Source organism: Ruegeria sp. Ofav3-42 (assembly GCF_022347725.1).
Classification (GTDB): domain Bacteria; phylum Pseudomonadota; class Alphaproteobacteria; order Rhodobacterales; family Rhodobacteraceae; genus Ruegeria.
The window spans coordinates 351,878-363,716 of sequence record NZ_JAKRGB010000002.1 but is presented as its reverse complement, the minus strand read 5'-3'; the positions used below and the strand labels follow the sequence as shown (position 1 = coordinate 363,716).

The following is an 11,839-nucleotide window of genomic DNA, read 5'->3' as shown; positions in this document are numbered from 1 at the left end:
GGTTCTATCACACCGTAATATTCGAATCCGCGCCGAATTTGCCCCCGCGGATCAAGTTCACGTCATTATTTTCGTCAGAAAACACTGTTGTCTGACTGTGATAGTGCGCGACAATTAAATTGTAATAGCTGGACAGTAAGAAAATTATCCGTACAAAATCAGTACCACTTGACCGCCAAGAACGGAGTATCGCACTTGTCCCTATTCCTAATCGCGGCCCTTCCTTTTCTCGGCGCTGTTTTCCCAGCCCTTCTGATCAGGGCAGGACGAAATGCAGCCGCTTCGGCGGCAGGTTTGACCAGTTTTCTCGCTCTGGCAGGTCTGTTGATCCACATCCCTTCGGTCATGCGCGGAGACGTTGTGACAGCCCGGTTCGACTGGATCCCGGGGTTGGGGCTCAACGCAAATTTCATGCTGGACGGGCTTGGGTTTCTCTTTGCCGGTCTGATCCTGGGTATCGGATTGTTAATCATCCTGTATGCGCGGTTCTACCTGTCTCGCGAAGACCCAATGGGGCAGTTCTATACCTATCTGTTGCTGTTTCAAGGCGCGATGGTCGGGATCGTTCTATCGGACAACATATTGCTTTTGCTCATCTTTTGGGAACTCACATCACTCAGCTCATTTCTGCTGATCGGATATTGGAAACACCTGCCCGAAGGGCGCCAAGGCGCCCGGATGGCGCTGGCGGTGACAGGTTCCGGCGGATTGGCCATGATCGCCGGGATGCTGATCCTCGGCAATATAGTCGGGTCATATGACCTGAGTGTTATTCTGCAGAACAAGGAACTCATTCAAGGATCGCCCTACTACCTGCCCGCACTGATCCTGATCCTGCTAGGCTGTTTCACCAAGTCGGCCCAGTTCCCGTTCCATTTCTGGTTGCCCCATGCCATGGCGGCACCGACGCCAGTTTCGGCCTACCTGCACTCGGCCACGATGGTGAAGGCGGGGCTGTTCCTGATGGCCCGCATGTGGCCCGTATTGGCGGGCACGGACGCCTGGTTCTATATAGTAGCCACAACTGGACTGATCACCATGCTCATCGGTGCAGTGATCGCTTTGTACAAGGATGACCTGAAAGCCCTGCTGGCGTTTTCGACCGTGTCGCATCTTGGGCTGGTCACCATGTTGCTGGGCTTTGGCACAAAGATCGCCGCTGTTGCCGCGATCTTCCACATCATCAACCACGCGACTTTCAAATGTGCGTTGTTCATGACTGCCGGGATCGTGGATCACGAGACAGGCACGCGCGACATCAAGCGACTGGGCGGGCTGCGCCACCTGATGCCGATCACCTTTACAATTGGCACCATCGCTGCGCTGTCGATGGCCGGCATTCCGCCGCTGAACGGGTTCCTGTCCAAGGAAATGATGCTGGAGGAAACCGTTCACACCACCTGGCTGAACTCCCACTATCTGGTGCCTGGCCTGGCACTGCTGGCGGCGCTGTTTTCGGCGGCCTACTCTTTCCGTTTTATCAGCCACGTTTTCCTGGGCCCCGAGCGCCACGACTATCCGGCGCACCCGCATGACCCGCCAGTCGGGTTGTGGCTGGCCCCCGCCTTCCTTGTGGTACTCGTGGTGCTGATCGGGCTGTATTCGAACGCCATTGTCGGGCCGCTGGTTGCCGTCGTTTCCAGTGCGGTAATCGGGGGTGAGAAGCTGCCCTACTACTCACTGAAACTGTGGCACGGTTTGACACCAGCGCTTTACATGTCGGCAGTGGCGACACTTGGCGGTCTGTTCCTGCTGAGCCTGCACCGGCACGAAGAGAAGGTGTGGAATGCACTCCCACGCCCCGAGGCCAAGGTGATCTTTGACGCGGTAATCGGCGTGCTGACAAAACTCAGCCGGTTGATCACCGACACTTTGCACAACGGCGTTCTCAGCCGCTATGCGATTATCATGATCGGCTTTACCCTCGCGCTGGGATACTATGCTTATACGACCGGCACGATCGGCCCCGAGACCCGCGAGCCGTTGCCGATCCAGACCATCCCTGTCATCGGGTGGATCTGCCTGGTGGGCGCAACGCTGGCGATCATGTGGTTCCACCGCAACCGCTTGCTGTCGCTGGTGCTGATCGGCGTGGTCGGCCTGATCGTTTCGATGGCATTCAACTACCTTTCAGCTCCGGATCTGGCGCTGACACAGATCTCGGTCGAAGTGGTGACGATGATCCTGCTGCTGTTGTCGCTGAACTTCCTGCCCACGGACACCCCGTGGGACAGCAGCGCCGCGCGACGCTGGCGGGATGCTGCGATCTCGGTCGTGGCTGGGATTGGTTCGGGCGCGCTGGTCTATGCGATACTGCTGCGGGACTTTGCCTTTCCGACAATTTCAGACTTTCATCTGGCGAACTCGTATGAAGGCGGTGGCGGCACCAACGTGGTCAACGTGATTCTGGTGGACTTCCGGGGTTTTGATACCTTTGGCGAGATCATTGTTCTGGGTATCGCCGCGCTGGTTATCTTTGCCCTGACCGAAGCTGTTCTGAGCACCAATGTCCGCAGCTACCTGCTGAACCGGAAACCGCATTGGCCGCAATCGGGGGACTCGCACCCGCTGATGATGGTGGTCGTGACACGGATGATGATGCCCATCGCCCTGATGGTCGGGGCCTACATCTTTTTCCGCGGCCACAACCAGCCCGGAGGCGGTTTCATCGCCGGTCTGGTCGTCGCGATCGCGTTCCTGATGCAGTACATGGCCAGTGGCTATACCTGGGCTATCGAACGCCAGCGGTTTTACTATCACGGCTCCATCGGCTGGGGCGTCCTGATTGCTGCGGCCACCGGTCTGGGCGCCTGGTTCAACGAGCGCCCATTCCTGACCAGCGACTATGGCTACATCAATTGGCCACCTTTGGAAGAATTCGAATGGGCCACGGCCATCCTGTTCGATACAGGCGTCTTCCTGGCCGTTCTGGGTGCGGTGATGCTGGCGCTCGACAGCTTGTCACGCTTTGCCTGGCAGCCGGGCATGGCGCAGGAATTCCCGATGGATATCAACCCGCTGCGGGATGATCCGCCGGAAGAAGAACAACAAAAGGAGCAGGCCTGATGGAAGCGCTTGTAGCCTCTGCCGTTGGCGTCATGACTGCTGCCGGGATTTTCCTGATTCTGCGCCGCCGTACCTTTCCTGTCATTCTGGGTCTGTCCCTGATCACCTATGCAGTGAACGTGTTCCTGTTCGCGACCGGGCGGCTGGCGCTGGACGCGCCAGCGGTTCTGAACAAGTACAAAGAGGTGCCCTACACCGATCCGCTGCCACAGGCGCTGGTGCTGACGGCCATCGTGATCTCATTCGGGATGACGGCGGTGATCGTGATGATCGCGCTCAGCGCGTACCTGTCCTCGAAGGATGACCACATTGACATGACCGCACAGGACAGCGTGGACGCGCCGGGAGAAGACGCATGAACCATTGGATCGTTGCGCCGATCGTCCTGCCCGCGATCCTGGCCCCGTTTATCATCATGGTACTGCGGTACCATCTGGACTTGCAGCGCATCTTCTCGGTCGCAGGTGTCGTTGGCCTATTGGGCATTGCCCTGACCATCACGGCGCAAGCTGCGGGTGGAGACATTCAGGTCTATGAGCTGGGCAACTGGCCCGCGCCCTTCGGCATCGTTCTGGTGCTGGACCGCCTGTCGGCCATGATGGTTTTGCTGACCGCCCTGCTGGCCCTGCCGATCGTTCTTTATGCCATTGCCTCTGGCTGGGATGACCGGGGCAAACATTTCCATGCCCTGTTTCACTTTCAGCTTATGGGCGTCTGCGGGGCATTCCTGACCGGCGACGCTTTCAACCTGTTTGTTTTCTTCGAGGTTTTGCTGATCGCCTCGTACGGTCTGATGACCCACGGGGGCGGGTCGGTTCGGCTCAAAGCGGGCGTTCAGTACGTAGCCTATAACCTTCTTGGCTCAACGCTGTTCCTGTTTGCGCTGGGCACGCTCTACGGCGTGACCGGAACGTTGAACATGGCCGACATGGCGCTGCGGGTGGCCGAATTACCAGCAGAGGACACCGCGCTGTTGCGCGTTGGTGCGGTACTATTGCTGTTGGTATTCTGCATCAAGGCCGCCGTTTTGCCGTTACATTTCTGGCTGCCGGCCAGTTATGCTAATGCGCCTTTGCCCGTGGGAGCCTTGTTCGCAATCATGACCAAAGTCGGCGCGTATTCGATCCTGCGGATGTATACGCTTGGCTTCGGCCCCGAGGTCGAAGCAACGCAGGGTCTGGTCGGGACATGGCTGCAACCAGCTGCAATGCTGACTCTGGCCATTGGTGCGATTGGCATTCTCGGCGCGCAACATATCGCGCGAATGGTGGCCTTCTGCGCGATCACCTCGATGGGAACACTGCTGATTGCCATTTCGCTGTTCACCGAGACGGCTACCGCTGCGGCGCTGTACTATGTCTATCACTCGACACTTGCCACGGCCCTTATGTTCCTTGTGGCCGATCTGGTAATGGAGCGCCGAGGCGGCGCCATCACCCCAACAGCGCCCATGCCGCAAAGCGGTCTGATCTCAGCCCTGTTTTTTGTCGGCGCAATTGCCCTGGCCGGGATGCCACCGCTGTCAGGTTTCATCGGTAAGCTGTTGGTACTGGACGCTGCGCGCGACGCGCCGGATGCAAACGCCATCTGGGCCGTGATCCTAATCGGGTCGTTCATCACCATCGTCGGCCTTGCCCGTGCCGGCTCTCTAATCTTCTGGAAAAGCCACGACGCCCAACACAACACGGAAATGGACCCGGAAAACGATGAGGAAGTCGCGGCCGCACCCGCGCCCGAGCCCAACCCGGGCCTGACGTTCACCGCCGTATTCGCAATGGCCATGGGCCTTGTCCTGCTGACACTGTTTGCGGGGCCAGCTCTGGAGTATACCAGTAAAACAGCCGAGCAACTGTTCTCGCCCGAAGACTACATCTCGGCCGTATTGGGAGGCGACGCATGATCAGACTTCTGCACCGGATTTTCCCGCACCCGCACCTGACGTTCCTGTTGACGGTGGTCTGGGTGTTGCTGGCCAACAACCTGACACTGAACTCGGTGGTCTTCGGCCTGATCCTTGGAATTATCATCCCGTTCATCACTCAGCCCTACTGGCCTGATCGGCCAAAACTGCGCAACTGGCCCATGGTGGTCGAGTACATTCTGGTCGTGCTGTGGGATATCGTGATCGCCAATATCACAGTAGCCAGGATCATCCTGTTCAAACGCGACGCGGATCGCCAGCCCAACTGGATCTGTGTCCCGCTGGAGTTGCGTACGCCCGAGGCGATCACAGTGTTGGCAGGCACTATTACCATGACCCCTGGCACGGTCAGCAGCGATCTGTCCGCACAGGGGCATAACCTGCTGGTGCACTGCCTCGACGCGCCCGATCCTGACGCGGTACGCGATCAGATCAAACACCGCTACGAACGCCGCCTGAAGGAGATTTTCGAATGATCGAATTTGCAATCTGGTTTGCGTTTGCCTGTTTCGGAGCGGCGATCATGATGTGCCTCTGGCGGATCATCACCGCAGACGGCGTCGGCACCCGCGTTCTGGCCCTGGATACGATGGTCATCAACACGATCGCCCTGATGATCCTTTATGGCCTCAACCTGGGAACCGAGATTTTCTTCGAATCCGCCATGATCATCGCCATGCTGGGCTTTGTCTCAACCGTTGCCTATGCGCGCTTCATGTTGCGCGGCAATATTATCGAGTGAGGGCAGCATGGGTTACATCTTCGAATTTCTGATCGCCTTCTTCCTGATCGTGTCTGGAATCTTTGGCTTTGTCGGGTCTTACGGCATGATCAAGCTAAAAGATCCCATGTCCCGCCTGCACGCGCCCACCAAGGCGACGACACTGGGCGTTGGCGGCGTCTTGCTGGCGTCGATCTGCCATTCGGTCCTGATTGAGCAGCACGTTTCCTTGCATGAGCTGCTGATCACCCTGTTCCTTTTCCTGACAGCCCCGATCACGGCCCTGTTCATTGCCAAGTGGCACATTCATCGCCATGAAAAGCCCAGCGATCTGCCGGACGCGGGCGAAGATGAGCTTTGGGCCACCCACGCGGTCGAGCAGGTCGAAGACGTCCCTGACCATAGTAAGACCTGAGTTTCATGCATCACCCACCGCTGCCCCTGACCCGCGATCTGGTTCTCATTGGCGGCGGCCACACCCATGCGCTGTTGTTACGCAAGTGGGGCATGAACCCGTTACCCGGTGCGCGGGTGACGGCAATCAACCCCGGCCCCACAGCGCCTTATTCGGGGATGCTGCCTGGCTTTGTCGCCGGGCACTATGATCGCTGGGAACTGGATATCGATCTGGTCAAACTGGCCCGCTTCGCCGGCGCACGGGTTATTCTCGGCTCGGTTGAAGGCATCGACAAAGACGGGCGGCAGGTTCATGTGTGCGGTCGCCCGCCCGTGGCCTTTGATGTCGCCTCGGTCAATGTGGGGATCACGTCGGACATGCCCGCCCTACCCGGTTTTTCCGAACATGCGGTTCCGGCCAAGCCGCTAGGACCGTTTGCCGCAAGATGGGCCGACTACTTGAATAGAACAGGTCCCGCATCCGTCGCGGTTATTGGTGGCGGTGTCGCCGGGGCAGAACTGGTCATGGCCATGGCTTACGCGCTACGCAAAAAGAACCGCGCGGCGCAGTTGACCCTGATCGACAATGCTGAGGCGCTTACGGCGACAAAGCCCAAATCGGCTGCAACAATTCGCAAGGCGATGAGCGATCTGGGAATTGAAGTGATCGAACAGGCAACGATTTCGCATATCACGGCAAACCATGTGGTGCTGCAGGATGGACGTCAGATTGCGGCCGATTTCGTGACTGGAGCAGCCGGTGCAAAGCCCTATGGCTGGATCGCCAATACCGGGCTAGAGCTGAAAGACGGGTTCATCCGCGTGGACGCTCATCTGCAGTCCAGCGATCCGGCGATTTTCGCGGCAGGAGACTGCGCGCATCTCAGCGAAAATCCACGCCCAAAAGCCGGGGTCTACGCGGTGCGAGAAGCCCCTGTTCTGTTCGACAACCTGCGCGTCGCATTGGGTGCCGGAACACTGCGGCGCTACGAACCGCAAAAGGATTACCTGAAGCTGATTTCGTTGGGCGGCAAATCAGCGCTGGCCGAACGGCTTGGCACCTCATTCAGCGGGCCGTTGATGTGGAAGTGGAAAAACCACATCGATCAGAGCTTTATGAACAAGTTCCGCGATCTGCCTCAAATGAAGGCGCCGGCACTGCCGCGCCACCACGCGGCCGGTATGAAGGAAGCGTTAGGCGAAAAACCCATGTGTGGCGGCTGTGGCGCAAAGGTCGGGCGCGGCGCGCTACAAACGGTTCTCAGCGAATTGCCCGCCCCCACGCGTTCCGACGTCACGCCGTTGCCCGGCGATGATGCAGCCCTGTTGAACATAGGTAACGCGCGGCAGGTCATGACATCAGATCATCTGCGCGGCTTCATCCACGACCCTGTCCTGATGACCCGCATCGCAGCCGTTCACGCTCTGGGTGATATCTGGGCGATGGGTGCGCACCCTCAAGCAGCCACTGCAACCGTAATCCTGCCGCGAATGTCTCCCGCCCTTCAGCGTCGGACGATGGCCGAGATCATGTCCACTGCAAACGAAGTTATACGTCAGGCCGGGGCCGAAATAGTCGGCGGGCACAGCTCGATGGGCGACGAAATGACCATCGGTTTTACCCTGACCGGTCTGTGCGAAACAGACCCGATCACTTTGTCGGGCGCGCAACCGGGCGACGCGCTGATCTTGACCAAACCTTTGGGCAGCGGCGTCGTGATGGCAGGTGAGATGGCGGGTGTAGCCGAGGGTAAATGGGTGGCCTCGGCTTTGAAACAGATGGTTTGCCCACAAGGAGCAGCTTCCGAGTTGTTGGTGGGCGCGAACGCGATGACAGACGTTACAGGTTTCGGGTTGGCGGGACATCTGCTGGGCATGTCCGAGGCCTCGGGTTGCGGGGCTTCACTCAATTTGGGCGCTGTTCCCGTAATGGCCGGTGCGCTAGAGCTGAGCGCGAAAGGTGTCCGTTCAACCCTGTTTGAGGACAACCGCGCTATCGCACCTGAATTGCCGACAGGTGGCAAAGCGGACTTGCTATACGATCCGCAAACTGCTGGTGGCCTTCTGGCCGCAGTTCCGGCAGACCAGGCGAACGCGGTGTGCGAAGCGCTTCGAAAAGCTGGATACTCAGCTGTGATCATCGGACAGATGACCGACGCACCTGGGCTGAGCCTTCAAAGCTGATCCAGAACGCTTTGGATTCGGGATGCCGTCTCGTTCAAGCCAGTCTTATCCAGCGCGGGCGCATCGATCTGCGCGATTACGTCCGTGCGACGGCCGCGGCTGGATTTGGCATACGCCGGATCATAGTGCTGCTCGATAAGGGCTTGTGTCAGCGCCCGCTTATCTCCGGCGTCGATCAAGTCCAGCCAATTATCCACGACCTCATGACCGCGGTGAAAGCGCAAAGGAGAAAGACGGTCGCGCAGACGATCCTGGTCTGAGAGGATATCGTCATAGGCCGACGCCAGATAGGCTGAGCGCGCCTGAATGGACGCTTGGATCAGAATGCGCGGCGCATTGCGGAGTGCGGTCCAAAGCGTTGGCGGCAGGATCAGAGACCCGATTTTGGACGACTCCGCCTCGACCACTACCGGGCGCGACTGGTCCAAACGGCAGAGAGCAACGGCCAGAGCGGACTCGAACGCCTTTTGGCTGGGCTGACCACCGGGCATCTCGCCCAGAAGGGACCCCCGATGATTTGCGAACCCCTCAAAGTCCAGTACCTGAACGCCGCGGTCTTTCAGGTGTGCCAAAAGTTCGGTCTTGGCTGTTCCGGTATAGCCATCCAGCGCAATCAGGCGATGCGGCAGCGGATCGTCATAGAGGTAACGATTCACCAACCGGCGATAGGTACGATACCCACCATTCACAACTTCAGCCCGCCAGCCGATCTGCTGCAGCATCCATGTGAACGATCCCGATCTTTGCCCGCCACGCCAGCAATATACCAGAGGGCGCCAGCCGCCTTCGTGGTGGGAAAGGCTGTTTTCAATGTGATTGGCCGCGTTCCGAAACACCAAAGCGGCTCCCAGCTTGCGCGCCAGAAAGGGGCTTTCTTGCACATAGATCGTACCAACGCGGGCGCGTTCTTCGTTGTCCAAAACTGGAAGGCTGATGGCGCCAGGCAGATGATCCTCGGCATATTCCGCCGGACTGCGCACGTCGATCACCGTGTCGAAGTCATGCGCATAGAGATCAGGCAGGCTGGTGAATTTCAGAACCATGTCAGAGGTCTATCCCGCGAAGCTGCGAATGGAAAGGCGGCGCTAGTCTTGGATCTGTTCGATCAGCTCTGGCCCGCTCGCCCGGTTCGAATTCACGGCTGGGTCTACGCGGTAAAAGCTCAGAACATCTTCGGCGCCCGGACGCATCAGTCGCGCGGCCCCTTTACCCGCTTCACCCAGCCACATCGGCCAGTCTTCGGACTCGAGGATTAGGGGCATGCGGTGGTGAATCGCACTTAGGTGACGGTTGGCAGAGGTCGTCACGATGGCGCAGGTTCCCTGCCGCGCGTCCTCAGGCCCCCAATCCTGCCAAACGCCGGCAAAGGCAATCGGCGCATTGTCCTGACGGAAAATGTACCACGGCAGCCGGTTGCCTTCCTCTGTCTTGGTCCATTCATAAAAACCCGTAGCAACGATCAGGCAGCGGCGTTCTCGGCACGCGACGCGAAAGGCGGGTTTCTCGGCCAGAGTTTCCGCACGCGCGTTGATCAGCAGCGGCCCGGCGTTTTCCGCCTTGTACCAATGCGGCAAAAATCCCCAGCGCAGAGGATCAAGCGTGCGACCGTTTTCACCAGCCCGAACCACATGCACCTGATTGGTCGGGCAAACGTTGAAATTCGGAACAGCAGGCAATGTGTTCGCCGGGCGTGCCGCAAACAGTTGCGCCATCGCATCGTTGGGAAGCGTAACAGCAAACCGTCCGCACATGGTTCTTGCCCCTGTTTCAAAGTCTTACAATTGATATAGCCCTCGCCGCCAGATCGGGCTCAGAGCTATTCGAACGCGTTCGGGCCACATCCGACCTTATAATAGAAAAGGCCGCGTTAAACGCGGCCTTTTGAGTTGCTTGTCAAAGCACAATTACTTTTGCTTGATGCGGCCATCGAGGTACGGCTGGTACGGCGCATTCTCTGCCAGATACTCAGCCGTGACATCAGCCAGATCGGGCCCAAAGTCATAGGCGTTCTTGTCGTCGCCTTCGAACATCTTGTAGCCGTCACCGCCGTTGCGGACGTAGTTGTTGGTCACGACCAGATAAGTCGCGGCTGGGTCAATCGGAACAAATCCGTCACCTTCAGCGACCATAACCTCCTGGATACGGCCTTCATTCGGCGCAACGCTCGGGTCCCAAGTAAAGGTCAGCCCAGCAACCTGCGGGAAGCGGCCTTTGACCTCTTCGACCTGGCTGACGCCATTTTCCAGCGCGTCGATCACGACCTGGCCGGTGATCTCAAAGGTCGAAAGCGTGTTCTGGAACGGCAGCACGGTCAGCACTTCGCCCATGGTCACTTCGCCCGGATCGATCGAGGCACGCAATCCGCCCGAGTTGGCAATTGCAATCTGAGCGCCCTGATCCGCGACCCGCGCCAGCATGGCGTCGGCCACAAGGTTGCCCATCTCGCATTCCTGTACACGGCAAACGTCACGATCGCCTTGGATCGCCGCGCCGGTGTTTGCGACGACGCGCTTTTTCATCTCTTCGATCGGCGCACCCATCTCAGCGACACGGGCAGCGATATCCGCATTGGGCTCAACCGACGCGTCCAGCAGGATTGGCTCGCCTTCTGCCGAGACCAAATTGCCATCGTCATCGAAGGTCAGAGTGATCTCTCCAAGGTACTTGGAGTAAGCATAGGCCTGAACGACCGGCACGTCGCCAACCATCGTTGGGTAAGGGCCCGCTGCGCCTTCCTGCGTGTTGGACAGAAGGGTGTGCGAATGCCCACCAATCACCAGATCCAATCCGGGAACTTTTTCTGCAATCTCAAGGTCCTTGGCCAGACCCACGTGAGTCAGCGCGATGACGATGTCGACACCTTCGGCCTTGAGCGCTTCGACATCCGCGATCAGGCTTTCGATTTCATCCTGAAACAGAACATCCTTGCCGGGGCTCGATGTATCCACCGTATCGGTGGCCAGCGCGGAAATGATACCGATCTTCTCGCCGCCGACTTCCAGAACAACATGGTTCTGAACCCGGTCTTTCAATTCCGCTGAGGAAGACAGATCAAGGTTACCCGAAATAACCGGGAAGCTGACGGCATCAATAAAGGCGGCCAGACCTTCCGGGCCGTCGTCAAATTCGTGGTTACCCACGGCCATGACATCATAGCCGATGGCTTCCATGAACTCAGCTTCGGCTGCGCCTTTGTACGTGGTGTAGAAGAGCGATCCCTGAAACGGATCACCGGCGTCCAACAGCAACACGTTTTCCCCTTCCATCGCACCACGGCGCGCGTCAACGATGGACTTTAGGCGGGCAACACCACCGAAGCATTTTCCTTCGGCCTCACCTTCGGCATCGCAGGTCGAGTCGTATTTGTTGATGGATTCGATACGGCTGTGAATGTCGTTGGTGTGCAGAATCGTCAGCTTGTACTCGGCCAGCGCCATGCCTGCGGTCAAGCTTAGCGCCGCAGCTGATGTCAAAAGACGGGTGAGCATAGTTTAACTCCCTATTGTTAATTGCGGCGATGTTGCGACGCGCAACGCCGAGAGTCAAAGGGG

The 11,839-nt window shown here is 58.5% G+C and carries 10 protein-coding genes; 7 read left to right on the top strand and 3 right to left on the bottom strand.

Annotation, left to right across the window (positions count from 1 at the left end; translation table 11 throughout):
- Nucleotides 1-195 precede the first annotated feature (195 nt).
- Genes MHN28_RS04565 through selD form a run of 7 tightly spaced genes read left to right on the top strand, consistent with a single transcriptional unit; the run spans nt 196 to nt 8,288 of the window.
- The gene (locus MHN28_RS04565; RefSeq protein ID WP_239336440.1) at nt 196-3,066 is read left to right on the top strand and encodes a monovalent cation/H+ antiporter subunit A; all 2,871 of its coding nucleotides are present in this window, start codon (nt 196-198) and stop codon (nt 3,064-3,066) included.
- Nucleotides 3,066-3,425, top strand: coding sequence for a Na+/H+ antiporter subunit C (locus MHN28_RS04560; protein ID WP_239336437.1), 360 nt, complete (start codon nt 3,066-3,068; stop codon nt 3,423-3,425). The genes MHN28_RS04565 and MHN28_RS04560 overlap by 1 nt, the downstream gene beginning before the upstream one ends.
- Entirely contained in the window at nt 3,422-4,966 is a 1,545-nt protein-coding gene (locus MHN28_RS04555; protein WP_239336434.1) for a monovalent cation/H+ antiporter subunit D, read from the top strand. The genes MHN28_RS04560 and MHN28_RS04555 overlap by 4 nt, the downstream gene beginning before the upstream one ends.
- Complete coding sequence (locus MHN28_RS04550; RefSeq protein WP_255732034.1) at nt 4,963-5,463, top strand: Na+/H+ antiporter subunit E; 501 nt, start codon at nt 4,963-4,965, stop codon at nt 5,461-5,463. The genes MHN28_RS04555 and MHN28_RS04550 overlap by 4 nt, the downstream gene beginning before the upstream one ends.
- A complete protein-coding gene (locus MHN28_RS04545) occupies nt 5,460-5,729 on the top strand; it encodes a K+/H+ antiporter subunit F (RefSeq protein WP_239336430.1) in 270 nt (89 codons plus the stop codon). Before MHN28_RS04550 ends, MHN28_RS04545 begins: the two co-directional genes overlap by 4 nt.
- 7 nt (nt 5,730-5,736) lie before the next feature.
- Nucleotides 5,737-6,123, top strand: coding sequence for a Na+/H+ antiporter subunit G (locus MHN28_RS04540; protein ID WP_239336427.1), 387 nt, complete (start codon nt 5,737-5,739; stop codon nt 6,121-6,123).
- A 5-nt stretch (nt 6,124-6,128) separates the two neighbouring features.
- Nucleotides 6,129-8,288 (top strand): selenide, water dikinase SelD, encoded by a 2,160-nt coding sequence (selD, locus tag MHN28_RS04535; RefSeq protein ID WP_239336424.1) that lies wholly within the window; start codon nt 6,129-6,131, stop codon nt 8,286-8,288.
- On the opposite strand, the gene mnmH is transcribed toward selD, so the two are convergent.
- The 3 genes from mnmH to MHN28_RS04520 form a co-directional block, all read right to left on the bottom strand.
- On the bottom strand, nt 8,279-9,331 hold the full coding sequence (gene mnmH, locus MHN28_RS04530) for a tRNA 2-selenouridine(34) synthase MnmH (RefSeq protein WP_239336421.1): 1,053 nt from the start codon (nt 9,329-9,331) through the stop codon (nt 8,279-8,281). The two genes, selD and mnmH, sit on opposite strands and share 10 nt — an antisense overlap.
- 42 nt (nt 9,332-9,373) lie before the next feature.
- Entirely contained in the window at nt 9,374-10,039 is a 666-nt protein-coding gene (locus MHN28_RS04525; RefSeq protein WP_239336418.1) for an SOS response-associated peptidase, read from the bottom strand.
- A 153-nt stretch (nt 10,040-10,192) separates the two neighbouring features.
- Nucleotides 10,193-11,776, bottom strand: a complete 1,584-nt coding sequence (locus MHN28_RS04520; protein ID WP_239336416.1) for a bifunctional UDP-sugar hydrolase/5'-nucleotidase — start codon at nt 11,774-11,776, stop codon at nt 10,193-10,195.
- Nucleotides 11,777-11,839: the final 63 nt, after the last annotated feature.

Bases quoted from the DNA above. Each gene is read 5' to 3' on its own strand.
- MHN28_RS04540 (WP_239336427.1), top strand. From the start codon at position 5,737: ATGGGTTACATCTTCGAATTTCTGATCGCCTTCTTCCTGATCGTGTCT.
- MHN28_RS04545 (WP_239336430.1), top strand. From the start codon at position 5,460: ATGATCGAATTTGCAATCTGGTTTGCGTTTGCCTGTTTCGGAGCGGCG.
- MHN28_RS04550 (WP_255732034.1), top strand. From the start codon at position 4,963: ATGATCAGACTTCTGCACCGGATTTTCCCGCACCCGCACCTGACGTTC.
- selD (WP_239336424.1), top strand. From the start codon at position 6,129: ATGCATCACCCACCGCTGCCCCTGACCCGCGATCTGGTTCTCATTGGC.
- MHN28_RS04520 (WP_239336416.1), bottom strand. From the start codon at position 11,776: ATGCTCACCCGTCTTTTGACATCAGCTGCGGCGCTAAGCTTGACCGCA.
- MHN28_RS04555 (WP_239336434.1), top strand. From the start codon at position 3,422: ATGAACCATTGGATCGTTGCGCCGATCGTCCTGCCCGCGATCCTGGCC.
- mnmH (WP_239336421.1), bottom strand. From the start codon at position 9,331: ATGGTTCTGAAATTCACCAGCCTGCCTGATCTCTATGCGCATGACTTC.
- MHN28_RS04525 (WP_239336418.1), bottom strand. From the start codon at position 10,039: ATGTGCGGACGGTTTGCTGTTACGCTTCCCAACGATGCGATGGCGCAA.
- MHN28_RS04560 (WP_239336437.1), top strand. From the start codon at position 3,066: ATGGAAGCGCTTGTAGCCTCTGCCGTTGGCGTCATGACTGCTGCCGGG.